Raw genomic sequence first — 24,170 nt, 5'->3', positions numbered from 1 at the left:
GTCTTCGTTATTCAGGCGCACCGTCTTGAGAGCAGTGCTTATAAGGCCTGGATTGCGCCCTTCAGCGCCGGGTTGGCGGCAGCGGGACGCCTATAGTCGTGAGGAGGACACGGGAAGTCAATTGGATGTGTTACCGCATTGTTACGATGGCGGTGTTACCGCTGTTACTGACGCGATTCAGCAACGGGGAGCCGTTCCAGGCCGACAAACGGGCAGGCTTCAAGCAGGGCACTGAGGCGCTTTCCATCCGGCAATTGCAATGCGGCAGGCGCCAGTTCGGCCAATGGGTACAACACAAACGCACGCAGGTGCATCTGGTAATGGGGCACCTTCAGGCGCGGTTCGTCGATCAGGCGATCGCCAAACAGCAGAATGTCCAGGTCAAGGGTGCGAGGGCCCCAACGCTCCAGGCGCTCGCGGCCCTGATCGTTTTCGATGGCTTGCAGCGCATCCAGCAGGTCAAGTGGCGCAAGGCGGCTGTCTAGGGCGGCAACCGCGTTGGTGTAGCGCGGTTGGCCCGGTAGCAGCGAATCACTTTGGTAAAAGGCGGAAACGCCGGCGACGCAAGTGTCTGGCAATTGTGCCAACGCCTCGACAGCGCTGCGCAATTGTTGATCTGGGGCAGCCAGGTTGCTGCCCATGCCGATGTAGATGCGTTCCACGTTTATTCGCCCGCGGCGCCCGAGGCATCGGCCGCACTGCGTTTACGCTTGGTGCCGCTGCGACGACGCTTCTTCGGCCCTGCGCCTTCGCCATCACCCTTGCTGCCGAGGTCGCGAATCATATCGCGGCGTTGGCTGTCATTGGCATCCTGATAGTCGGTCCACCATTCGCCCAGGCCGTCGGTCTGCTCACCGGCGCTTTCGCGCAGCAGCAGGAAGTCGTAGCCGGCACGGAAGCGCGGGTTGTCCAGCAGCAGGTCGGCTCGCTTGCCGCTGCGGCGCGGCAGGCGTTCCTGCATGTCCCAGATCTCGCGGATCGGCATCGTGAAACGTTTCGGGATAGCAATGCGCTGGCACTGTTCGGCGATCAGCTCGTGAGCGGCTTCCTGCATGGCCGGGATCGGCGGCATGCCACGCTCCTGCAGACGCAGTACGCGCTTGGGCAGGGCCGGCCACAACAGGGCGGCAAACAGGAACGCCGGCGTGACCGGTTTGTTCTGCTTGATGCGCAGGTCGGTATTGATCAAGGCTTCGCTGATCAGCGTGTGGGTATAAGTCGGGTTGTACTCCAGTGCTTCGGCGCTGGCCGGAAACAGTGGGTCGAACAACTGCAGGTCGACCAGCATTTCGAAGGTGTCGGCGGCGTAGCCGGAGAGGAACAGCTTGAGCACTTCTTCGAACAGACGCGCGGACGGGATTTCCCGCAGCATCGGTGCCAGCTCGCGTATCGGTGCGGCGGTGTGCTTTTCGATGCCGAAGTTGAGCTTGGCGGCGAAGCGCACGGCCCGCAGCATGCGCACCGGGTCTTCCTGATAGCGCTGCGTCGGGTCGCCGATCAGGCGGATCAGGTTATTGCGGATGTCGTGTACGCCATTGGCGTAATCGAGGATGCGTTCGCTGACCGGATCGTAATAGAGGGCATTGATGGTGAAGTCGCGGCGCTGCGCGTCTTCTTCCAGGGTGCCGTAGACGTTGTCGCGCAGGATACGCCCGCTCTCGTTGCGGGAAGACTGATTGGTATCTTCCTCTTCATCGTTTTGCGGGTGGCCGGCACGGAAGGTCGCGACCTCGATGATTTCGCGACCAAAATGGATATGCACCAGCTTGAAGCGGCGACCGATGATTCGCGCATTGCGAAACTCGGCACGCACTTGCTCAGGCGTGGCACTGGTGGCGACGTCGAAATCCTTAGGCGTGATATTGAGCAGCATGTCGCGTACGCAACCGCCCACCAAGTAGGCCTGGTAACCGGCGTTCTGCAACCGTTCGACGATATTCACCGCATAACGGCTGAATTGAGCGCGCTGCAACGAATGCTGGCTGCTGTTGAGCACTTCAGGCGTGCTGCGTTTGTGTTGCGTACGACGCAAGGGAGAACGGAATGACTGGAACAACTTCTTCAGCATGGGATGCACTGTTTGAAGGAATGTTCGGCCATAACGAAGAATGACCGCATGATGGGCGGGGATTCTAGCATTTAGTCAGGGGATGGTGTAGGAACAAGCTTCGGCGTTGCGCCATAAGCCTTAAATCGTCAAATCCCGGAAACTACAAGGGGAGCCGAAGCTCCCCCAGAAGTAGTTGCGTGCTCTATTTTTATTATTGATTTCGGGCTTCTTGTTTTTGTTGATCGCCCTCGCCATGAAGCTTCACCTTCATGACACTCCCAATCGGGAGTCAAGAGCAAACGGATTGCTTTGGTCGCTGTGTTGCTGATCTACGATCCAACCAGTTCAGGCTCTGCCTTAGGGCAGTTTTTGTTGTTCTCGGCCTGGTTGCGGGGCAAGCCCCAAATGCAACGCCTCTCCAAAAGAATCAGTTAGCTGCGCCTCCGCCGTGTTGTTTTTGTTATGCGTGAGTCGATTCGTCTTATTTTTATTGTCTTGTACAAAGCTTGTTATTGTTTTTGTACTAAGCATATAGCAGGGTGCGTGCCAACTTTTGCGTCGCCCAGCAAAACCGGGGGGTTGAGGTGGTTTTTGGTTTTTGAAGGGCGAAAAAAAGCCGGGGCTTCGTTACCGTAAGCCCCGGCTTTTGTTACGCGAAATATCCGCGGTAACAGTTTTTTCACATCGGAGGGTGTTACCTGTGGGGGCGCACCCTCAGCTTTCGCTGGCCACCCCGGTCTTGCGCCGTGGAATGCCCAGGCGCTGGCGGCGTTCCCACAGGCACTTACGGCTCACGCCCAGCTTGCGTGCCAACTCGGTCTCGGTCATGTGGTCCTGGTGCTCCAGGACGAAATGCTGGAAATAGTCTTCCAGTGACAAATCTTCCGTCGGCTCATGGCTGGTATTGCTGGCGCCGCCCTGTGTCGGGACCAGGCCGATGAAGTCGTCATCCTCCAAGTCACTGAGTTCAATATCGATACCCAGCAGCTCGGCGGAAATTTCCGGGCTTTCCGACAGGATCACCGCACGCTCGACCGCATTCTCCAGTTCCCGCACGTTACCCGGCCACGAGTAATGCCGAATCGCCTGCTCGGCGTCGGGCGCGAACGTCAGGTCGGTACGGTTGATACGTGCACTCTGGCGCAGCAGGAATGCGTTGGCGATCTCATTCACGTCGGCACCGCGCTCACGCAGGGCCGGCAATTTGAGCGCGATCACGTGCAGGCGGTAATACAAGTCTTCACGGAACTGACCGATCTTGGCCAGGCTCTTCAGGTCGCGGTGGGTGGCCGCGATCAGGCGTACGTCAACCTTCTGCGATTGCACCGAGCCTACACGGCGAATCTCACCTTCCTGCAGCACACGCAGCAGTCGCGCCTGGGCCTCCAGCGGCAACTCACCGATTTCATCAAGGAACAGCGTACCGCCGTCAGCCGCTTCCACCAGGCCCGCACGCCCAGCGCTGGCGCCGGTAAACGCGCCTTTCTCGTGGCCGAACAGTTCGGACTCGATCAGGGATTCGGGGATCGCCGCACAGTTCACCGAAATCATCGGCGCCTTGGCGCGTTTGGACAGGTTGTGCAGGGCGCGGGCCACCAGTTCTTTACCGGTGCCCGACTCGCCCTGGATCAATACATTGGAGTCGGTGGGCGCGACCTTACGGATCTTGCTGTACAGGTCCTGCATCGGCGGGCAGGAGCCAATGATGCCGATCTCGCCGTTACTGTTGTCGACCCCCGGCTTGTCGGCGCCGTTGGTCGCCTTGCCGGCGGGGCGCTGTTCGGCAGGCGCGCTGCTGGCTGACTGGCGGTCACGCAGGATGCGGGCCACGGCCTGGAGCATTTCATCGTGGTCAAACGGCTTGGCGATGTAGTCCACCGCACCCATCTTCATGGAATCAACCGCCGAGCGCAGGCTGGCGTAGCTGGTCATGATCAGCACCGGAGTGCCCTGGCCAAGCTTGATCAGCTCGGTGCCCGGCGCTCCGGGCAGACGCAGGTCGCTGACAATCAGGTCGAACGTGGGGATGCTGAAACGCTCTTGTGCTTCCTGCACCGAGCCGGCTTCGCTGACCTGGTACTGATTACGTTCAAGCAGGCGACGCAAGGCAGAGCGGATAATGGTTTCGTCTTCGACGATCAAAATGTGCGGCATTGATTCAATTCTCTCGACGGTCTCAGTTCACAGCGGACGTCGCTTCGACATGACGCGGCAAGGTCACCCGAATACGGGTGCCGCGTTGGCTTTCGGTGTCAGCCGGGCTGTCGATGGTGATTTGTCCATAATGCTCTTCAACGATGGAATAGACCAGTGCAAGGCCCAGACCGGTACCTTCACCCGGGTCCTTGGTGGTGAAGAAGGGTTCGAACAATCGGTCCATGATGTTCTGTGGAATACCGCTGCCTTCATCTTCGACGATCAGATCGACGGTATGTTCGAAAGCCTCGGTCTTGACGCGTACCGCACCACCGGCCGGGGTTGCGTCACGGGCGTTGGACAGCAGGTTGATCAGCACTTGGGCCAGGCGTTGTGAGTCGCCGTCGACCCAATGGTCGGGGTCGCACAGGTTGAAGAACTGTACTTCGAAATTGCGCCGGTTCAAGGCGAGCAGCCCAATGGCATCCTGGGCCACTTCGGCCAGGCACACGGCCTCATCCAGATTCTGATGGCCGCCGGCATGGGCAAAACTCATCAGCGACTGCACGATGCGCGAGACGCGCTTGGTCTGTTCGAGGATCTGCCCGCTGATTTCGATGATTTCGCCGTCCTCCTCACGCTCTTCCCGCAGGTTTTGCGCGAGGCAGGCGATACCGGTGATCGGGTTGCCGATTTCGTGGGCCACGCCCGCTGCCAGGCGACCAATGCTGGCCAGGCGCTCGGAGTGCACCAGCTTGTCTTCGAGCATCTGGGTTTCAGTCAGGTCTTCGACCAGCAGCACCAGGCCGCTGTTACCGGGAGCCAACGGTTCATCGATCGCGGCTTTGTGCAGGTTGAGCCAGCGGGTCTGGCCGTCGAGCGCCAGGTGCTGTTTGTGCAAGTGCTCGTCGGGCAGGTTGATAAAGCCCTGGAGCAGTTCTTTCCACGGATCGCCCAGGGTATTCAGGCGCGAGCCCACCACCCGTTGCGCGGCGATGCCGGTGAGTTCTTCCATGGCCTTGTTCCACATCAGGATCTCCTGATCCTTGGCCAGGGAACACACGCCCATCGGCAGTTCCTGCAGGGTCTGGCGGTGGTAGCGGCGCAGGGCGTCGAGTTCGGCCGCCAGGCCGGTGAGGCGTGAGTGGTAATCCTCCAGCCGGCTTTCGATGAAATGGATGTCCTCGGTGACGTAGTTTTCGCCGCCGGCCTTGTAGGGCAGGAAGGTTTCCACCATGTCCTGGGACACGCTGGGGCCCATCAGGCCGGACAGGTTGGCTTCGATGCGGTCGCGCAGGCGACGCAGCGCATACGGGCGGCGCTCGTCAAAGGGCAGGTACAGATCGCGCAGCGCCTGTTCGACTTCCTTCTGAGCCGCCTTGGCGCCGAGGGGCTTGGCCAGTTGCGTGGCGAACTCCTGGGGCGAGGCCGCGTGCAGTTCGCGGCGTTGCGGTCGACGCACGTTATCCACCGCGCACGCCTCGGCGGCGCTGGTCTCTTCCGGGCTGGCGTTGGTGAACAGCGATATCAGGGTGAACATCAGTACGTTGGCGGCCAGCGAGGCAATCGCCGCCATGTGCCAGCTGGTGTCGTCCAGCACGTAGATCATGTTCAGCAGCGGAATGTAGAAACCCTGCAGGTTGCCGACCAACGGCAGTAGCATGGTGACGATCCATACCAGGATCCCGGCCAGCAGCCCGGCGATAAACCCACGGCGGTTGGCGGTCGGCCAGTACAGCACCGACAGCACTCCCGGCAGGAACTGCAAGGTGGCGACAAACGCGACAATGCCCAGGTTGGCCAGGTCCTGCCCGGCGCCGAGCAACAGGTAGAACCCGTAGCCGGCCATGATGATCGCGACGATGAGTGCGCGGCGCGTCCATTTCAGCCAGCGGTAGATATTGCCTTCGGCGGGCGGCTGGTACAGCGGCAGCACCAGGTGATTGAGGGCCATGCCCGATAGAGCCAGCGTCGTGACGATAATCAGCCCGCTGGCAGCAGACAAGCCGCCCACATACGCCAGCAGCGCCAACGCCGGGCTATTGGCGGCGATACCGATACCCAGGGTGAAATACTCGGGGTTGGTGGTGGCCCCCAGTTTCAGGCCGGCCCAGAGGATCAGCGGCACCGCAAGGCTCATCAACAGCAGGAACAGCGGCAAGCCCCAGCTTGCGCTGACCAGCGAGCGCGGGTTGAGGTTCTCGGTGAAGGTCATGTGGTACATGTGGGGCATTACGATTGCCGAGGCGAAGAACACCAGCAACAGCGTGCGCCATGGGCCTTCCTGCAACGGCGTGTGCAGGGCGGCGAGAGCGGTCTGGTTTTGCAACAGCCACAGCTCCAGCTGTTGCGGGCCGTCGAACACGCCATAGAGCGCGTAGAGACCGACGCCGCCGATGGCGATCAGCTTGATCACCGATTCGAACGCAATCGCAAATACCAGCCCTTCGTGTTTCTCGCGGGTGGCGATGTGACGTGAGCCGAAGAAAATCGTGAACAGGCTGATCAGCGCACAGAACGCCAGGGCGACCCGGTGTTGCACCGGCTCGCGGGTCAGGATGCTGATGGAGTCGGCCACCGCCTGGATCTGCAGGGCCAGCAAGGGCAGCACGCCGATCAGCATGAACACCGTAGTCAATGCCCCGGCCCACGTGCTGCGGAAGCGGAAGGCGAACAGGTCGGCCAGTGACGACAACTGATAGGTGCGAGTAATTTTCAGGATCGGGTACAGCAGCACCGGTGCCAGCAGGAACGCGCCGGACACACCCAGGTAGCTGGAGAGAAAGCCGTAGCCGTATTGATAGGCCAGGCCGACGGTGCCATAGAACGCCCAGGCGCTGGCGTACACGCCGAGGGACAAGGTGTAGGTCAACGGATGGCGAATGATCGCCCGCGGAATCATTCCGCGCTCACTGATCCAGGCGACGCCGAACAGTGCCGCCAGGTAAGCGGCGCTGATCAGCAGCATCTGGGTGAGGCTAAAGCTCATCGGCATCTTTTTGGCTCTGCAGGATGAAGGTCACGACGATCAGGATCAGCCACAGCAGATAGGGGCGATACCAGGCGCCCGTGGCGTCGATCCACCAATCCATGATGGCGGGGGAAAACAAGTAGATCCCGACGACCAGCAGCAGGACCAATCGATAGATGTACATGTTGGCCTCTGATTAAAAAACTGCGGCGATGGTAACGGATGGCTGGCAGGCTGCAAGCGCCTTCAGCGTAATTGCGCTTCGGCCAGGGTCAGTGTGCGCGGGATCCTGCTGGCATCCCAGTGCACAATGCCCCAATCCAGCAACTCCCGTGGGCTGGCATGAAGCAGTTCGTCGCCAGGCTGCTGGCCAAGGGCGCGCAGGGCTCTCAATAGCAGCGGCGTGGCCTGGTCGGGATGCAGCGGCGGAGAACGATAGGACTTGCCCAACTTGTTACCGTCTGGCTGGACGATCAACGGTACGTGCAGATAGCGCGGCTGGCGCAGGCCCAGCAACTCCTGCAGGTACAGCTGGCGTGGCGTGGAGTCGAGCAGGTCGGCGCCGCGCACGATATCGGTAACCCCTTGCCAGGCATCGTCGAGCACCACGGCCAGTTGGTAGGCGTAGAGGCCATCGCGGCGACGGATGACGAAGTCGCCGACGTCACGGCCCAGGTGTTGTCGGAATTCTCCTTGTACGCGGTCAGTAAAGTGGTACTCCAGCTCGGGAACACGCAGGCGGATGGCGGCGTCCTGCTGGTCGTGACCGGCATTTCGGCACAGGCCTGGGTAAATCCCGTCGTAGGGCTCCAATTGTTTACGTGAACAGGTACAGGCGTAGGCCAGGCCGTGGTTGAACATATCGTTCAGTACCTTGGCGTAGGCGTCCTGCCGCTCGCTTTGTCGGACCAGTTCGCCATCCCACTCAAAGCCGTAGCTCTCCAGGGCATGCAGGATTGCCACCTGGGCGCCGGGCTCTTCGCGGGGCGGGTCGAGGTCTTCCATGCGCATCAGCCAGCGGCCGCGATTGGCGCGGGCGTCGAGGTAGGAGGCGAGGGCGGCGACCAGGGAACCGAAGTGCAGATGGCCGCTGGGCGTGGGGGCGAAACGCCCGATATAGGTAGAGGCAGTCATGGGCCGGATACTACTGGAAAATCGGTAAATCCCAGAAACAAAAATGGGGCGTTTCCACGCCCCATTCGTTCAGCTCGGCTGGATCACTTGCCGACCTGTTTTTCCTTGATTTCAGCCAAGGTCTTGCAGTCTACGCAGAGGTCCGCAGTAGGGCGGGCTTCCAGGCGACGGATACCGATCTCGACACCGCAGGATTCGCACCAGCCGTATTCTTCGTCTTCGATCAGTTGCAACGTCTTGTCGATTTTCTTGATCAGCTTGCGCTCGCGATCGCGGGCGCGCAGTTCGAGGGCGAACTCTTCTTCCTGGCTGGCACGATCTGCCGGGTCCGGGAAGTTGGCCGCTTCATCCTTCATATGGTCAACCGTGCGGTCGACTTCCTGCATCAAGTCCTGCTTCCACTGCTTCAGGATTTTGGAGAAGTGCTCGCGCATGGGCTTGCCCATGTATTCCTCACCCTTCGATTCAACGTAGGGTTGGAAGCCGCTGATGCTCTGTTGCTTTGCTTGGGTGGACATGAATAGACCGCCTCTCACTCTTCTAATCCATTGCGCAGGATTGCAACGTTACCGACACCTGCCGGCCCTGCGGCTGCAAGCGGGCGAACTTACCAGATAGATTCAGGGTGCGCCACTCCCGGTTGTCGACGCCCGTCACGCAGGGGTTGCCAACTGCAGCAGCCCGCTGTGGCTGGGTATGCATCGTCTCGAATGTTGATTTTAGTCGTTTTGCAAGCGCTTGCCGGGTTCATCTTGGACGGCCAGGCAGGCAATAGAGCATGTTTTACCGCGAGGGTTCGGTAGAATCCTGATTTTGTCCTCACCGTTAAGGAAGGCTAATGGCTCAGCCCTACAGTGCGCGCAGTCGCGCTATCGAACCTTTTCATGTCATGGCGTTGCTGGCGCGAGCCAATGAGCTGCAAGCGGCAGGCCATGATGTGATCCACCTGGAGATCGGCGAGCCGGATTTCACCACGGCCGAGCCGATCATCCAGGCCGGCCAGGCGGCGTTGGCCAATGGCAAGACCCGCTATACCGCGGCCCGTGGCCTGCCGGAATTGCGTGAAGCCATCAGCGGTTTCTACCAGCAGCGCTACGGATTGAACGTCGATCCCGAGCGTATCCTGATCACTCCCGGGGGCTCCGGCGCACTGTTGTTGGCCAGCAGCCTGTTGGTGGACCCCGGCAAGCATTGGCTGCTGGCAGACCCGGGTTACCCGTGTAACCGGCACTTCCTGCGCCTGGTGGAAGGTGCCGCGCAACTGGTGCCGGTAGGCCCTGAAGTGCGTTATCAACTGACCGCTGACCTGGTGGCCAGACACTGGGATCAGGACAGCGTGGGCGCGTTGGTTGCCTCCCCGGCGAATCCCACCGGCACGATCCTCACGCGCGATGAATTAGCCGGGCTTTCCGACGCAATCAAGGCGCGTAACGGCCATTTGGTGGTGGATGAGATCTATCACGGCCTGACCTACGGCACTGACGCCGCCAGCGTGCTGGAGGTCGACGATGAGGCCTTCGTCCTGAATAGTTTTTCGAAGTATTTCGGCATGACCGGCTGGCGCCTGGGCTGGCTGGTGGCGCCGCCGGCTGCGGTCGGCGACCTGGAAAAACTGGCGCAAAATCTGTATATCAGCGCGCCCAGCATGGCCCAGTATGCCGCGCTCGCCTGCTTTACCCCGCAAACCCTGAGCATTCTGGAGGAGCGCCGTGCCGAATTTGGCCGGCGTCGCGACTTCCTGCTGCCCGCTTTGCGCGAGTTGGGCTTCGGGATTGCCGTAGAGCCGGAAGGTGCGTTCTATTTGTACGCCGATATCAGTGCGTTCGGCGCAGATGCCTTCGCATTTTGTCGTCATTTCCTCGAAACCGAGCATGTCGCATTCACACCCGGTCTGGATTTTGGTCGCTATCAAGCGGGTCATCATGTGCGCTTTGCCTACACGCAAAACCTTGATCGGCTACAGGAGGCGGTGGAACGAATCCAGCGTGGCCTGCGGAGCTGGCAAGGCTGATGCGCTTTTATCCTCCCCTCGAAGAAGGCCGGCTGATTCGCCGCTATAAGCGCTTTCTCACCGATATCGAAACCGTTACCGGCGAGTTGTTGACTATTCACTGCCCAAATACCGGTTCGATGCTCAACTGCATGGTGGAAGGCGGGCAGGTCTGGTTCAGTCGCTCCAATGACCCCAAGCGCAAGTTGCCCGGCACCTGGGAAATTGCCGAAACGCCCCAGGGCCGCTTGGCGTGCGTTAACACGGCACGCGCCAATCCGTTGGTCGAGGAGGCGTTGCGCGCTGGCGTGATCACTGAACTCAACGGTTTCACCGCGTTGAAGCGGGAAGTGCCTTACGGCCAGGAGAAAAGCCGCATCGACTTTCGTCTCGAATATCCCGACGGCGCGGCGTATGTGGAAGTCAAAAGTGTCACGCTGGGGTTTGATGGCACCCGGGTTGCTGCCTTCCCCGATGCGGTGACCCAGCGTGGCGCCAAGCACCTGCGGGAACTGGCGCATCTGGCGCGTGAAGGTGTGCGGGCGGTGCAGTTGTATTGCGTCAACCTCTCGGGGATTGACGCGGTGCGCCCGGCGCTGGAAATCGATGCCGCCTATGGTGCGGCCTTGCGCGAAGCTAAAGCTGCCGGGGTGGAAGTGTTGGCGTATGGGGTGCGCGTGACATCCGAGGAGATTTGCGTGGACCGTCGGTTAGACGTGCTGCTCGACTAGAGATCCACCCACAGGCCCTGTGCGTCTTCGCGACCGCGCAGGGCCTTGAGGCTTTTACCTGCGCATGGGCCGGCAATGCACTCGCCGCTTTCGATCAGGAACAGCGCGCCGTGGGTGGCGCATTGGATCAGGCTGGCGCTGTCGTCAAGGAACCGGTCGGGTTGCCACTCCAGTGGAATGCCGCGATGTGGGCAGCGGTTGATATAGAAGTAGGCGATGCCGTCCCGGCGTACCGCCAGCAGCGGCGTGCCATCCATCGTAAAACCGAGGCTGCTGTTGGGCGCGAGCGTGTCCGAGGGGCAGAGAAACTTCATTTCAATCCTTAAGTGCCTTGACGTTCAAATGCAAACAATTATCAAATGCCGGCTTCGCCCGTTAGCTGACTGGGTGCTCAGTTCGATGTCCGCCAGGGGTTATCTGTCACATCGATGAGTGCTCGAAAGGCCCTGCCCTTTGGAAGGAAACCCTGTTATGCGCCTGAGTGCCAGCGCTGTTGCGCTTGTTGTCGGACTGCTGGTCAACCATGGGGCGCAAGCCTCTGAACTGCCACAACGCTGGGTGAGTGCCGGTGGGGCGCTGTCGGAATGGGTTACGGCGTTGGGCGGTGAGCCGAAGTTGGTCGGCGTGGACACCACCAGCCAGCATCCTGAATCGCTCAAGGCGTTGCCAAGTATCGGCTATCAGCGGCAATTGTCGGCCGAAGGCATTCTCAGCCTGCGCCCACAGGTGCTGGTGGGGACTGAAGAGATGGGGCCGCCACCGGTGCTGGCGCAGATTCGCAGTGCAGGTGTCCAGGTCGAGATGTTCTCGGCGCAGCCGGATTTGCCGACCTTGAAGGGTAATCTTCAGCACCTGGGCAAGTTGCTGGGAGATGAGGCTAAGGCCAGTGCATTGTTTACCGGATATGAACGGGCCCTTGATCAGCAGAAAAGCTGGGTCGCCAAGGCGCAGGCCGCGCAGAAGGCACCGGGCGTGTTGCTGCTGATCGGCCATGCTGGCGGCAAGCCACTGATTGCCGGTAAGGACACCGCGGGCGATTGGGTGGTGCAGCAGGCGGGCGGGCATAACCTGGCTACCCACAGCGGGTACAAGCCGTTTTCGGCGGAGTCGTTGGCAGGGTTGAGCCCGGATGTGCTGGTGTTTGCCGATCGTGCCCTTACCGGAGACGCGGCGCGCGCGGCGTTGTTCAAGGAGAATCCGATCCTGGCTTCGACGCCGGCGGCCAAGCGTGGCCGCGTGTTCGAGCTTGACCCGACCCTGCTGGTTGGCGGGCTCGGGCCTCGTCTGCCGCAAAGTCTGGTGAAGCTCTCGGCCGGTTTTTACCCGTCACAGGCTAAACCTGCCCCATGACTACGCTGGTTAAGCCGAAAACGCTGTTCATCGGCCTGGCGCTGTTATGCCTGTTGGCGACCTGGCTCTCGTTGGCACTGGGCCCGGTAAGCTTGCCGTTGCTGGATACACTCAAGGCGGCATTGCGCTTGATGGGCGTGCCGATAGAGGCGCAAGGCCTGGAGCAGGCTGAGTTGATCCTGGGGCAGATTCGTTTGCCGCGTACGTTGCTCGGTTTGGCGGTTGGCGGCGTATTGGCATTGTCCGGTGTGGCCATGCAAGGTTTGTTTCGTAACCCCCTGGCCGATCCGGGGTTGGTCGGGGTTTCCAGCGGGGCGGCACTGGGGGCGGCAATCGCCATTGTCGGCGGTGCGTTTTTTGGTGGGTTACCGGAGGCATTCGGGCCTTATGTGCTGTCGCTGTGCGCGTTTCTAGGCGGGCTGGGCGTGACCGCGCTGGTTTATCGGCTGGGGCGCCGTAACGGTCAGACCAATGTGGCGACGATGCTGCTTGCCGGCATTGCCCTCACCGCACTGGCAAGCTCGGCAGTGGGCCTGTTCACCTACCTGGCGGACGACGCCACCCTGCGCACCCTGACGTTCTGGAACCTTGGCAGCCTCAACGGCGCGAGCTATTCGCGGTTATGGCCCTTATTGCTGGTCAGTGCCGGTGTGGCGCTCTGGTTGCCGCGCCGGGCCAAGGAGTTGAATGCGCTGTTGCTCGGCGAATCCGAGGCCAGTCACCTGGGAATTGATGTTGAAGGGCTCAAGCGCGAGTTGGTGTTCTGTACCGCATTAGGTGTAGGTGCTGCGGTGGCTGCGGCGGGCATGATTGGTTTTGTCGGGCTGGTGGTGCCGCATCTGGTCAGGTTGCTGGCCGGGCCTGATCACCGCGTGCTGTTGCCGGCGTCGATATTGGCGGGCGCGAGTTTGTTGCTGTTTGCCGACTTGGTTGCGCGACTGGCCTTGGCGCCGGCTGAATTGCCGATTGGTATCGTGACTGCGTTTATTGGTGCGCCGTTTTTTCTTTACCTGTTGTTACGGGGGCGTGCCTGATGCTGCGTGTTGAAGGCCTGCAGATCCGGCGTGGCCACAAGGTCGTGCTGGCGGACGTCACTCTGGAGTTGCTGCCGGGTGAAGTGATCGGTGTGCTGGGTCCCAATGGTGCGGGCAAGAGTACGTTGCTGGGGGCGTTGTGCGGCGAGTTGCACCCGGATCAGGGCAAGGTGTGGTTGGGGCAGCAGGCGTTGAAAGACTGGAGCGGACCGCAGCGCGCGCAACGGCTGGCGGTGTTGCCACAAACCTCGACCCTGGACTTCGCGTTCCGTGTCGAAGAGGTGGTCGGCATGGGCCGTTTGCCCCACCAGGCGGGGCGTGTGCGCGATGATGAAATTATCCACGCAGCCTTGCTGGCGGCGGATGTCGCACACTTGAAAGGTCGCAGTTACTTGGCGCTGTCTGGTGGCGAGCGTCAACGTGTGCACTTGGCGCGGGTGCTGGCGCAACTATGGCCGGGTGAGGCGGGGCAGGCATTGCTGCTGGATGAGCCGACATCGATGCTGGACCCCCTGCATCAGCACACGACCCTGCAAGCGATCCGCCGCTTTGCCGATCGTGGTGCGGCGGTGCTGGTGATCCTCCATGACCTGAACCTGGCCGCGCGCTACTGTGATCGCATTTTGCTGCTGGAGCAGGGCCGTCCCCACGCGTTGGATACACCGGCGCAGGTGCTGCGGCCCGAGCCGCTTAAGGCCGTGTTTGGTTTGGAAGTATTGGTTCAGCCGCACCCGGAGCGGGGCCACCCGTTAATCATTGCTCGCTGAGGCGTGCTTTTTCACAGGCAAAAAAAGACCCGGCAAAAGCCGGGTCAAATAACCGTGATTAGCCTGATGAGGAGATAATCTGAGAGTCCGAACCAATGGTCTTTCAGTTATCGGCTGATCTCGCGACCAGTTGTGATAATCATAACGATTCTCATTTGAGAGTCAACAGTTGTTTTTGAAGGATCTGCGTTTTTCCTCAAACGTCCGTTCGAAGTGCGCATAAACATTGGGCCTTGCTGACGATCTAGCTCTTCTGGCGCGCTGAAATGGCATCCAGCTGGCGGTTCAACGCCTCCTTACGCTCGACCGGAATGTCATTCCAGTGCACGTCCATCAGGGCCCCTTCGATCGCATAGAGCAACACTTTTGATGCGCGAAACCCGCGAGTCCTGACGGCTCGATACGCATCGACCGCTCCCAGGCGGCGCAAGTCGGATGCACTGTGGATGCCCACCGCATGCAGCCACTGCGCTGACGTCTTGCCGAGGTTTTTCAGGTGTTGCAGCTCATCGTTCATCAAGCCTCCTTGCGACGGCCGAATGGTGCGGTGGGTATCGTGACCAGGCAGGCCTGAACAGCAGTGTAGCGCTCAGTAGGAAAAGCGTAGTTCTTTGGTCCGAAACGGCCAAAAAGCTTATAAGAATGGCGCGGGGATTTTGACGCGGGGCAGGCGTGAAGCACCCGCTACGCGTTGCGCGTAGTCGGGCTTGGATCGAATCTTACTTGGTGCGGTAGCGCAGTCGCGTGCCGAAATTGACCGACATGAGGATCTCATCGGCAGTCAATTCAGGCGGGAAGTAGGTGCCCGAAATCTGCGCATGGGCCAGGCTGGCGCCTTCCAGTGAGCAGTCGCGCAAATCCAGGCCGCGCAAGTCGGCGGAGCGGAAATACGCGTCGGTGAAGTCCACGCCGGTGGCGTTCAGGTCGCGCAGGTCCAGTCCACGGAAGTCGCCACCACGCATGTCGATAATGCCGCCTGCAGGGCGTTCCTGGTTGAAACCACGGATATCGTCTTTATGCAGGAGTGCGTAGAGCGGTGTATCTAGAAGCTTGGGCTGACTCATGAAAACGACTCCTGTTGGAATTATGACGCCATTATAGTGCCACTATTTCTTGGGCGTGCGTCCAAGTAGACGACACGCCCAAGAAATTTTTCTTACAGACCTGGCAGGCGCTGGCGAATTTGTGCGACCAACGCATCGAGGGTCCCGCTTTGATTGGTCTCGACGCGTTTACTCAGTAACAGTTCTTCAGCGGTCAGTGGGTCACGGTTGGCCTGTTGTTCTTCGATAACGCTCAGGGTCGCGTCGGATGGATCGTTTTTGTCGGCCTGACGTTGCGCCAACCAACTGGTGATAACCGCCTGTGGCGCGTTGCAGTCCAGGATCAGGAAAGGCGCCCCCGTGGCTTCGGCCACTTTGGCTGCGGCGTCGCGTTGTTCGCGTTTGAGGAAGGTGGCATCCAGTACTACCGGGAAGCCGGCGCGCAGCACGGTATCCGCGATGTCATTCAAGCGAGCGTAGGTCCTGGCGCTGGCGTCGGACGCATAGATGCCAGCCTGGGGCGTGTTTTCCACCTGCTGCTCGCCGAACATGCGCTTGCGCTCCACGTCCGAGCGCAGGCGTACAGCGCCCAATGCTTCCACCAGGCGCATGGCCACGTGGCTTTTGCCCACTGCCGAGACGCCATGGGTAATTGCCAGGAAGCGCGATGGAATGGTGCTGTAGCTTTCCGCCAGGTTGGCGTAGTTGCGGTATTGGCGCAGGGTGGTGGCGCGCTGTACCGGGCTTGCCTCGCTCGGCATGCTGAACAGCGACACCTTGGCACGCACCAGGGCGCGGTAGGCTTTGTAGAAGTTCAGCACTTCAAGGCCCTGATAGTCACCGGTCAGTTCCAGGTACTGGCTGATAAAGCGCCGCGCCAGGGACTTGAGGCCGCGGTCTTCCAGGTCCATGGCCAGGAAAGCGGTGTCGGCGTACACATCGGTGAAGCGAAACGGCTCGTTGAACTCGATGCAGTCGAAGATCACCACGTTGCCGTCAATCAAGGTGGCGTTGCCGAGGTGGATATCACCGTGGCACTCGCGGGTGAAACCGTCGAGCTTGCGCTGTGCCAGCAGCGGTTTCAGGCGCTCGAAGCTGCTTTCGGCCCAGGCTTGCAGGGCTTCCAGTTGAATCAGGTCGGCCTTGTCGCTGAGGAATGGACGGATCTGGTCGAAGTTCTGCCGTACCGGCGCCATCACTTCATCGGGGGTGCCGGCCGCGTGGTCCTGCGGCACTTTTGGTGCGGTGAGGTGAAAGCGTGCGATCTGCCTGGCCATTTCATCGATGTGCGTGGCGGTCAATTCGCCATTGGCCTGCAAAGTACTGAGCAATTGGCTTTGCGGGAACTGACGCATCTTCAGGGCATATTCGATCACCGGGCCGTCGCCACCCAATTGTGGGGCTTCGGCTGTACCGGTAATCGGCAACACTTCCAGATACAGATCTGTGGTCAGGCGTTGGTTGAGGCGCAGTTCTTCGTTGCAGAAGTGCCCGCGTTTCTCCAGGTCGGTGAAGTCCAGGAACCCGAAGTTCATCGGTTTCTTCAATTTATAGGCATAGGGGCCGGTCAGGACCACCCATGAAATATGCGTTTCGATGACCTGGAACGCTTCAACCGGATGAGGGTACAAAGCCGGGTTTTGCAGGGCTGCGATCAGTGACTGGCTCACGGGCGATCCTTCAGAGTCGGGGGGAGATCATGGCGCGCATTATGGCTGCTACGGGCGGTCGTGCAAACCGCTGTCCGGCTCATGTTGATCATCAATAAAGTGCGTATAATCCGCCGCCATGACTCGAACCCGATCTCCCCGTTCCCGTAAAAAACCTCCTTCCCGCGGCCTGCGCCCGTGGCTTGGCTGGGCGCTCAAGCTCGGCCTTGTAGGCCTTGTGGTGCTCGCTGGCTTTGCGGTGTACCTCGACGCTGTGGTCCAGGAGAAGTTCTCCGGCAAGCGCTGGACTATCCCGGCCAAGGTGTACGCACGCCCGCTGGAACTGTTCACCGGCCAGAAGCTGAGCAAGGATGACTTCCTCACCGAACTCGACGCCCTGGGCTATCGACGCGAACCCGTGAGCAATGGTCCGGGGGCGGCTGCGGTCAGCGGCAACACCGTCGACCTCAATACTCGCGGTTTTCAGTTCTATGAAGGGCTGGAGAAAGCCCAGCCTGTGCGCGTGCGCTTCTCCGGCGACTACGTGGCCGAACTGTCGTCCCTCAACGGCTCGAAGTTGCCGGTGGTACGCCTTGAACCGCTGATGATCGGCGGGATTTACCCGAAGAACCTTGAAGATCGCATCCTGATCAAGCTTGATCAGGTGCCGCCGTATCTACTGGAAACGTTGGTGGCTGTAGAGGACCGCGACTTTTATAGTCACTGGGGCGTTTCGCCGAAGTCGATTGCCCGTGCCGTCTGGGTGAATACTTCCGGCGGCAGGATGACCCAGGGCGGCAGTACGCTGACCCAGCAGTTGGTGAAGAACTTCTACCTGACCAACGAGCGCAGCCTGACCCGTAAGCTCACCGAAGCCATGATGGCGATGCTGCTCGAGTTGCACTACAGCAAGCAGGAGATCCTTGAGGCGTACCTCAACGAGGTATTCGTCGGCCAGGATGGTCAGCGCGCGGTGCACGGCTTCGGTTTGGCCAGCCAGTTCTTCTTCGGTCAACCGCTGTCGGAGTTGAAGCTGCATCAAGTGGCCTTGTTGGTGGGCATGGTCAAGGGGCCTTCCTACTACAACCCGCGTCGTAATCCGGAGCGTGCGCTTGAGCGCCGTAACCTGGTGCTCGATGTGCTTGAACAGCAAGGCGTTGCCACGGCGGAACAAGTGGCCGCGGCGAAGAAAATGCCACTGGGTGTGACAACCCGCGGGAAGTTGGCGGACAGTTCATTCCCAGGCTTTATCGATCTGGTAAAGCGCCAGTTGCGTGAAGACTATCGCGACGAAGACTTGACCGAAGAAGGCCTGCGGATCTTCACCAGCTTCGACCCGATCCTGCAGATGAAGGCAGAAGCATCGGTCAACGACACCTTCAAGCGCCTGACGGGCCGTAAGGGCGCCGACGAAGTAGAAGCCGCCATGGTGGTGACCAACCCGGAAACCGGTGAAGTCCAGGCCATGATCGGCAGTCGCCAGGCCAGCTTTGCCGGTTTCAACCGCGCACTGGATGCCGTGCGGCCGATCGGCTCGCTGGTCAAGCCGGCGGTCTACCTGACGGCGCTGGAAAAACCGAGCAAATACACCCTCACCAGTTGGCTGTCGGATGATCCGCTGTCGGTCAAGGGGGGCGACGGCCAGGTCTGGACGCCGCAGAACTTTGATCGCCGCTCCCACGGTACGGTGTTCCTGTACCAGGGCTTGGCCCATTCCTACAACATTTCCACGTCCCGGCTCGGCTTGGAGGTTGGCGTGCCGAATGTCCTCAAGACACTGGCGCGCCTGGGCATCACCCGCGAATTCCCGGCTTTCCCGTCGATTCTGCTGGGGGCCGGTGCCATGACGCCGATTGAAGTGGCGACCATGTACCAGACCCTCGCCAACGGTGGCTTCAATACCCCGATGCGCGGGATCCGCAGTGTACTGACGGCCGAGGGTGAGCCACTCAAGCGCTATCCGTTCCAGATTCAGCAACGCTTCGACGCGGGCTCCATCTATCTGATCCAGAACGCCATGCAACGTGTGATGCGTGAAGGTACCGGCAGCTCGGTCTATAAGGTGTTGCCTGCCAACCTGACACTGGCGGGCAAGACCGGTACCAGTAACGACTCGCGCGACAGCTGGTTCGCAGGTTTCGGCCAGGATGTGCTCGCCGTGGTATGGCTGGGCCGTGACGACAATGGCAAGACGCCGTTCACCGGTGCCACCGGCGCGCTGCAGGTCTGGACCAGTTTCATGCGCAAGGCCGATCCGCTGCCGTTGAACATGCCGCAGCCGGATAACATCGTGCAGGCCTGGATTGATCCGCATACCGGCCAGGGCTCCGATGCCAACTGTCCGGGCGCGGTGCAGATGCCGTATATTCGCGGCAGCGAACCACCAGCCGGTGCTGCGTGCGGTGGCGGAGCCCCTGCAGATGCGGAATCGGTGATGGATTGGGTCAAGGGCTGGATGAATTAAGCAAAGAGGGTTTCAAGTGAACAAGTGGTGGATTCCAGCTATTACAGCTCTGGCTTTGCTCGGCGGTTGCTCCAGCGTGCAGCGCGGCTCTATTCCTGTGGTGGATTCGAGTACAGCTGTCTCCAATAATGACCGTATCTCGGCCAATGGCGGTTTCCGCCAAACCGTGACCAACCGTCCGGCCCAGGCCAGGCCTCAGGCCGTGCCGCAGGATTCGGGTGTGGTCGTGATGGTGCCGGGCGGCGGTGCAGCTACCTCGGCGCCAATCAGTGCCGAGCCTTGGACGCCTGGGCCAAGCACCTCCGGGCCGATCGATGCCGCGCCGATGCAGACCGCGCCGATCAACCAGGGTACCTACACCATGCCGTCGACGCCGAGTGGCATTCCATCGTCCTCCAGCGCTGGCGGCTTGTCAGCCGACGAGCAATTGGACGGCCCGGTGCTGGCCTTGCTGACCACCGCGCAGCAACAGCAGGCGGGTGGTGACTTGAATGGTGCGTCATCCAGCCTTGAGCGTGCGCAACGTGTTGCTCCGCGCGAGCCGCAAGTGCTGTATCGCCTGGCCCAGGTACGCATGGCCCAGGGCGATGCGCCCCAGGCCGAACAATTTGCTCGTCGTGGTCTCACGCTGGCCAACGGTCGTCCCGACCTGCAAGCCAGCCTGTGGGCGTTGATCGGCGATGCGCGTGCAGCACAAGGTGACGCTGCCGGCGCTGCCCAGGCTCGGCAAAAAGCCAAGGTCAGCCTCTGATGGATGCACGGTTTCCCGCGATTGCCGAACAGTTATTGCTGATCGAGCGCGAATTGCGCGTGCAGGGCTGGTGGGATGAGGTGTCCCCAAGCGTCGAGGCGCTCAGCAGCGTCGAGCCGTTTGCGGTCGACACACTGGACTTCCACCAGTGGTTGCAATGGATCTTCCTGGTGCGCATGAAACAGATCCTCGAACAGGACCTGCCGTTGCCGAATGCTTCAGGCATTCTCGAAATGGCCGAGATGGTCTATGCCGATCGGCCGCGAGAGAGCCTTGGCTTGCGTAATGCGCTGAAAAAGTTCGATCAACTGATCGTCGACGCTCGTTAATTGCCTGGCTGCCGGTTTTTCCGGCAGTCTTGCGCACATTTCTACCGCTTGACGACATTCAGGCGAGTTTTATCCCTCCTCAAAGCCCTTTCTTCTACGTTCTCATGCGCTTAGTTGGAAAAAAGCGCAATTATTGCTTGACTTGAGAGGCCTGAAACAGAAGAATCCAAAGTCCGCTGTATCGGGACTGTCAGAAGCAGGCCCGCTCAGCAGATCATGAGGCGCACATCCGCGCCGACCTGTTACACCCGCAACGCGTTACCTCGCGCTGGGTGGGAAAAGCCCGCAACACTTGGGACGATCCCAATACTTGCTCAGTCAGTGCTGACGTAGTCGGCGACCACCGTCGCTCATGCTCTGTTGAGAAGTAAACCTATTAAGACCCGTCGGTTTTCAACGGACGGTATTCTGGCGTTTTAGAGGTGAACAACGTGGAGCTTTTATCTGGCGGTGAGATGCTCGTCCGCTTTTTGCGTGACGAAGGCGTCGACTATATCTACGGGTACCCAGGTGGTGCTCTGCTGCATGTTTACGACGCACTGTTCAAGGAACCGGCTGTTACCCACATCCTGGTTCGCCACGAACAGGCCGCGACCCATATGGCTGACGGTTATGCCCGTGCCACCGGTAAAGCCGGTGTGGTACTGGTAACCTCCGGCCCAGGCGCAACCAATGCCATTACTGGCATCGCGACTGCTTATATGGACTCCATCCCGATGGTGATCATTTCCGGCCAGGTGCCAAGCACCATGGTGGGGACCGATGCGTTCCAGGAAACCGACATGATCGGTATCTCCAGGCCGATCGTGAAACACAGCTTCATGATCAAGCATGCGTCGGAAATCCCGGACGTCATGAAAAAGGCCTTCTACCTCGCGCAGTCCGGTCGCCCGGGTCCAGTCGTGGTCGATATCCCGAAAGACATGACCAACCCGGCTGAAAAATTCGAATACGTTTTCCCGAAGAAAGCCAAGCTGCGTTCCTACAGCCCGGCCGTTCGTGGGCACTCGGGGCAAATCCGCAAGGCGGCAGAAATGCTCCTGGCGGCCAAGCGTCCCGTGTTGTACTCAGGTGGTGGCGTGATCCTGGGCGGCGGTTCTGCACCGCTGACCGAACTGGCCAAGCTGCTCAAGCTGCCGGTCACCAACACCCTGATGGGCCTCGGCGCATTCCCGGGTACGGACCGTCAGTTCGTGGGCATGCTGGGCATGCACGGCAGCTACACCGCCAACCTGACCATGCACCACGCCGACGTGATCCTGGCAGTGGGCGCGCGTTTTGATGACCGCGTGATCAATGGCGCGAGCAAGTTCTGCCCGAATGCCAAGATCATCCATATCGACATCGACCCGGCGTCCATCTCCAAGACCATCAAGGCCGATGTGCCGATCGTAGGTCCGGTAGAAAGTGTATTGACCGAAATGGTCGCTGCACTCAAGGACATCGGCGAGACGCCGAACAAGGAATCCGTTGCCAGCTGGTGGAAGCAGATCGACGAATGGCGTGGTGACCGTGGCCTGTTCCCTTATGACAAGGGCGACGGCAGCATCATCAAGCCACAAACCGTGATCGAGACGCTCTGCGAAGTGACCAAGGGCGACGCCTTTGTGACCTCCGATGTGGGCCAGCACCAGATGTTCGCCGCGCAGTACTACAAGTTCGACAAGCCTAACCGCTGGATCAACTCCGGTGGCCTGGGCACGATGGGCTTTGGTTTCCCGGCAGCCATGGGGGTGAAGCTGAGTTTCCCGGACTCTGACGTTGCCTGCGTCACTGGTGAAGGCAGCATTCAGATGAACATCCAGGAGCTGTCGACGTGCCTGCAGTACGGTCTTCCTGTGAAGATTGTCTGCTTGAACAACGGCGTGCTGGGCATGGTTCGTCAGTGGCAGGACATGAGCTACGGTAGCCGTCACTCCCATTCCTATATGGAATCGTTGCCGGATTTCATCAAATTGGTTGAGGCTTATGGCCACGTTGGCATTCGCATCACCGATCTGAAAGATCTGAAGCCGAAGATGGAAGAAGCGTTCGCCATGAAGGACCGCCTGGTGTTCATCGATATTCAGGTGGATACCAGTGAGCACGTCTACCCGATGCAGATCAAAGACGGCTCTATGCGCGACATGTGGCTGAACAAGACGGAGCGTACTTAATCATGCGGCACATTATCTCCCTGCTTCTGGAGAACGAACCCGGCGCTCTGTCTCGTGTTGTCGGCCTGTTTTCGCAACGCAACTACAACATCGAAAGCCTGACCGTGGCGCCGACCGAAGACCCGACTTTGTCGCGCCTGACGTTGACCACCGTGGGCCACGATGAGGTGATCGAGCAGATCACCAAGAACCTCAACAAGCTGATCGAAGTGGTCAAGCTGGTCGACCTGTCGGAAAGTGCCCACATCGAGCGCGAGCTGATGCTGGTCAAGGTCAAGGCTACGGGTGCCCAACGTGCCGAGATCAAGCGCACTACCGATATTTATCGCGGGCAGATCGTCGATGTGAGCGCCAGTGTTTATACCGTTCAACTGACCGGTACGAGCGACAAGCTGGACAGCTTCATCCAGTCGATCGGGACGGCCTCGATTCTGGAAACGGTACGCAGTGGTGTCACCGGGATTGCCCGTGGCGACAAAGTACTCAGCATCTAACCCAAATTAGCGAATGGCCTTACGGCCTGGATATATAGAGGAACCTCATGAAAGTTTATTACGATAAAGATTGTGACCTGTCGATCATCCAGGGCAAGAAAGTCGCCATCATCGGCTACGGCTCCCAGGGTCACGCGCAAGCCTGCAACCTGAAAGACTCCGGCGTTGACGTGACTGTTGGCCTGCGTAAAGGCTCGGCCACCGTTGCCAAGGCTGAAGCCCACGGCCTGAAAGTGACTGACGTTGCTTCTGCAGTTGCTGCCGCCGACCTGGTCATGATCCTGACCCCGGACGAGTTCCAGTCCGCGCTGTACAAGAACGAAATCGAGCCGAACATCAAGAAGGGCGCCACCCTGGCCTTCTCCCACGGCTTCGCGATCCACTACAACCAGGTTGTACCGCGCGCAGACCTCGACGTGATCATGATCGCGCCGAAGGCACCGGGCCACACCGTACGCTCCGAGTTCGTCAAAGGCGGTGGTATCCCTGACCTGATCGCGATCTACCAGGATGCTTCGGGCAACGCCAAGAACGTTGCGCTGTCTTACGCTGCTGGTGTGGGTGGCGGTCGTACCGGCATCATCGAAACCACCTTCAAGGACGAGACCGAAACCGACCTGTTCGGTGAGCAGGCCGTTCTGTGCGGCGGTACCGTTGAGCTGGTTAAAGCCGGTTTCGAAACCCTGGTTGAAGCTGGCTACGCGCCGGAAATGGCCTACTTCGAATGCCTGCACGAACTGAAGCTGATCGTTGACCTCATGTACGAAGGCGGTATCGCCAACATGAACTACTCGATCTCCAACAACGCCGAATACGGCGAGTACGTGACTGGCCCGGAAGTCATCAACGCCGAGTCCCGCCAAGCTATGCGCAACGCCCTGAAACGTATTCAGGACGGCGAGTACGCCAAAATGTTCATCAGCGAAGGTGCTACCGGCTACCCTTCGATGACCGCCAAGCGTCGTAACAACGCTGCTCACGGTATCGAAGTCATCGGCGAGCAACTGCGCTCCATGATGCCGTGGATCGGTGCCAACAAGATCGTCGACAAAGCCAAAAACTAAGTCGTACGTATCAACAGAAAACGCGGCTTAGGCCGCGTTTTTTCGTTTGAGGGGCGG

At 60.1% G+C, this 24,170-nt stretch carries 22 protein-coding genes; 11 read left to right on the top strand and 11 right to left on the bottom strand.

All coding sequences use genetic code 11. The features are described 5' to 3' along the window. Window positions 1-164 precede the first annotated feature (164 nt). The 7 genes from folK to dksA form a co-directional block, all read right to left on the bottom strand. Window positions 165-662, bottom strand: coding sequence for a 2-amino-4-hydroxy-6-hydroxymethyldihydropteridine diphosphokinase (folK, locus tag FX984_RS14610; protein ID WP_027605380.1), 498 nt, complete (start codon window positions 660-662; stop codon window positions 165-167). Between the two features lie 2 nt (window positions 663-664). Beyond that, window positions 665-2,068 (bottom strand): polynucleotide adenylyltransferase PcnB, encoded by a 1,404-nt coding sequence (locus tag FX984_RS14605; protein ID WP_027605381.1) that lies wholly within the window; start codon window positions 2,066-2,068, stop codon window positions 665-667. Between the two features lie 696 nt (window positions 2,069-2,764). Next, window positions 2,765-4,204 (bottom strand): sigma-54-dependent transcriptional regulator, encoded by a 1,440-nt coding sequence (locus FX984_RS14600; RefSeq protein WP_027605382.1) that lies wholly within the window; start codon window positions 4,202-4,204, stop codon window positions 2,765-2,767. Between the two features lie 22 nt (window positions 4,205-4,226). Next, window positions 4,227-7,181, bottom strand: coding sequence for a sensor histidine kinase (locus FX984_RS14595; protein ID WP_027605383.1), 2,955 nt, complete (start codon window positions 7,179-7,181; stop codon window positions 4,227-4,229). After that, the gene (locus FX984_RS14590) at window positions 7,165-7,341 is read right to left on the bottom strand and encodes a hypothetical protein (protein ID WP_003176118.1); all 177 of its coding nucleotides are present in this window, start codon (window positions 7,339-7,341) and stop codon (window positions 7,165-7,167) included. Before FX984_RS14590 ends, FX984_RS14595 begins: the two co-directional genes overlap by 17 nt. A 62-nt stretch (window positions 7,342-7,403) precedes the next feature. After that, window positions 7,404-8,291, bottom strand: coding sequence for a tRNA glutamyl-Q(34) synthetase GluQRS (gene gluQRS, locus FX984_RS14585; protein WP_146478300.1), 888 nt, complete (start codon window positions 8,289-8,291; stop codon window positions 7,404-7,406). Between the two features lie 83 nt (window positions 8,292-8,374). Continuing rightward, window positions 8,375-8,809, bottom strand: a complete 435-nt coding sequence (gene dksA / locus FX984_RS14580) for an RNA polymerase-binding protein DksA (protein ID WP_005791430.1) — start codon at window positions 8,807-8,809, stop codon at window positions 8,375-8,377. Between the two features lie 320 nt (window positions 8,810-9,129). Between dksA and FX984_RS14575 the strand changes: the two genes are divergently transcribed. Then, window positions 9,130-10,302, top strand: coding sequence for a pyridoxal phosphate-dependent aminotransferase (locus tag FX984_RS14575; protein WP_027605385.1), 1,173 nt, complete (start codon window positions 9,130-9,132; stop codon window positions 10,300-10,302). Then, window positions 10,302-11,012 carry a DNA/RNA nuclease SfsA gene (gene sfsA, locus FX984_RS14570; protein ID WP_065925299.1) on the top strand — a complete coding sequence of 237 codons (711 nt, stop codon included), beginning with the start codon at window positions 10,302-10,304 and terminating at the stop codon, window positions 11,010-11,012. The genes FX984_RS14575 and sfsA overlap by 1 nt, the downstream gene beginning before the upstream one ends. Here sfsA and FX984_RS14565 read toward each other — a convergent pair. Beyond that, window positions 11,009-11,326 carry a Rieske (2Fe-2S) protein gene (locus FX984_RS14565; protein ID WP_027605387.1) on the bottom strand — a complete coding sequence of 106 codons (318 nt, stop codon included), beginning with the start codon at window positions 11,324-11,326 and terminating at the stop codon, window positions 11,009-11,011. The two genes, sfsA and FX984_RS14565, sit on opposite strands and share 4 nt — an antisense overlap. A 157-nt stretch (window positions 11,327-11,483) precedes the next feature. Between FX984_RS14565 and FX984_RS14560 the strand changes: the two genes are divergently transcribed. The 3 genes from FX984_RS14560 to FX984_RS14550 are packed head-to-tail and all read left to right on the top strand — an operon-like array spanning window position 11,484 to window position 14,163. Continuing rightward, a complete protein-coding gene (locus FX984_RS14560; protein WP_092358302.1) occupies window positions 11,484-12,362 on the top strand; it encodes a heme/hemin ABC transporter substrate-binding protein in 879 nt (292 codons plus the stop codon). A gap of 50 nt (window positions 12,363-12,412) precedes the next feature. Beyond that, window positions 12,413-13,396 (top strand): FecCD family ABC transporter permease, encoded by a 984-nt coding sequence (locus FX984_RS14555; protein WP_169899832.1) that lies wholly within the window; start codon window positions 12,413-12,415, stop codon window positions 13,394-13,396. Next, window positions 13,396-14,163 carry a heme ABC transporter ATP-binding protein gene (locus FX984_RS14550; RefSeq protein ID WP_098480923.1) on the top strand — a complete coding sequence of 256 codons (768 nt, stop codon included), beginning with the start codon at window positions 13,396-13,398 and terminating at the stop codon, window positions 14,161-14,163. Before FX984_RS14555 ends, FX984_RS14550 begins: the two co-directional genes overlap by 1 nt. A gap of 244 nt (window positions 14,164-14,407) precedes the next feature. On the opposite strand, the gene FX984_RS14545 is transcribed toward FX984_RS14550, so the two are convergent. The 3 genes from FX984_RS14545 to FX984_RS14535 form a co-directional block, all read right to left on the bottom strand. After that, window positions 14,408-14,680, bottom strand: coding sequence for a TfoX/Sxy family protein (locus FX984_RS14545; protein ID WP_027605391.1), 273 nt, complete (start codon window positions 14,678-14,680; stop codon window positions 14,408-14,410). 202 nt (window positions 14,681-14,882) lie between these two features. After that, on the bottom strand, window positions 14,883-15,227 hold the full coding sequence (locus FX984_RS14540) for a pentapeptide repeat-containing protein (protein WP_027605392.1): 345 nt from the start codon (window positions 15,225-15,227) through the stop codon (window positions 14,883-14,885). Between the two features lie 92 nt (window positions 15,228-15,319). Further along, window positions 15,320-16,876, bottom strand: a complete 1,557-nt coding sequence (locus tag FX984_RS14535) for a bifunctional aminoglycoside phosphotransferase/ATP-binding protein (RefSeq protein WP_092358308.1) — start codon at window positions 16,874-16,876, stop codon at window positions 15,320-15,322. Between the two features lie 118 nt (window positions 16,877-16,994). Here FX984_RS14535 and mrcB point away from each other — a divergent pair, with 118 nt between their 5' ends. The 6 genes from mrcB (at window position 16,995) to ilvC (ending at window position 24,113) form a co-directional block, all read left to right on the top strand. Continuing rightward, window positions 16,995-19,319, top strand: a complete 2,325-nt coding sequence (gene mrcB / locus FX984_RS14530) for a penicillin-binding protein 1B (protein WP_027605394.1) — start codon at window positions 16,995-16,997, stop codon at window positions 19,317-19,319. Between the two features lie 16 nt (window positions 19,320-19,335). After that, a complete protein-coding gene (locus FX984_RS14525; protein ID WP_027605395.1) occupies window positions 19,336-20,070 on the top strand; it encodes a tetratricopeptide repeat protein in 735 nt (244 codons plus the stop codon). Next, a complete protein-coding gene (locus tag FX984_RS14520) occupies window positions 20,070-20,399 on the top strand; it encodes a YqcC family protein (RefSeq protein ID WP_027605396.1) in 330 nt (109 codons plus the stop codon). The genes FX984_RS14525 and FX984_RS14520 overlap by 1 nt, the downstream gene beginning before the upstream one ends. Before the next feature lie 431 nt (window positions 20,400-20,830). After that, the gene (locus tag FX984_RS14515; RefSeq protein ID WP_146478299.1) at window positions 20,831-22,555 is read left to right on the top strand and encodes an acetolactate synthase 3 large subunit; all 1,725 of its coding nucleotides are present in this window, start codon (window positions 20,831-20,833) and stop codon (window positions 22,553-22,555) included. 2 nt (window positions 22,556-22,557) lie between these two features. After that, window positions 22,558-23,049: an acetolactate synthase small subunit gene (gene ilvN / locus FX984_RS14510; RefSeq protein WP_003176102.1), complete on the top strand. Its 492-nt coding sequence runs from the start codon at window positions 22,558-22,560 to the stop codon at window positions 23,047-23,049. A gap of 47 nt (window positions 23,050-23,096) precedes the next feature. Further along, window positions 23,097-24,113 carry a ketol-acid reductoisomerase gene (ilvC, locus tag FX984_RS14505; protein ID WP_003176099.1) on the top strand — a complete coding sequence of 339 codons (1,017 nt, stop codon included), beginning with the start codon at window positions 23,097-23,099 and terminating at the stop codon, window positions 24,111-24,113. Window positions 24,114-24,170 lie beyond the last annotated feature (57 nt).

Source organism: Pseudomonas marginalis (genome assembly GCF_008692035.1).
In the GTDB taxonomy this organism is placed as follows: Bacteria; Pseudomonadota; Gammaproteobacteria; order Pseudomonadales; family Pseudomonadaceae; genus Aquipseudomonas; species Aquipseudomonas marginalis.
Note: the sequence above shows the minus strand (reverse complement) of the source record. Positions and strands in the feature narration are given on the sequence as shown.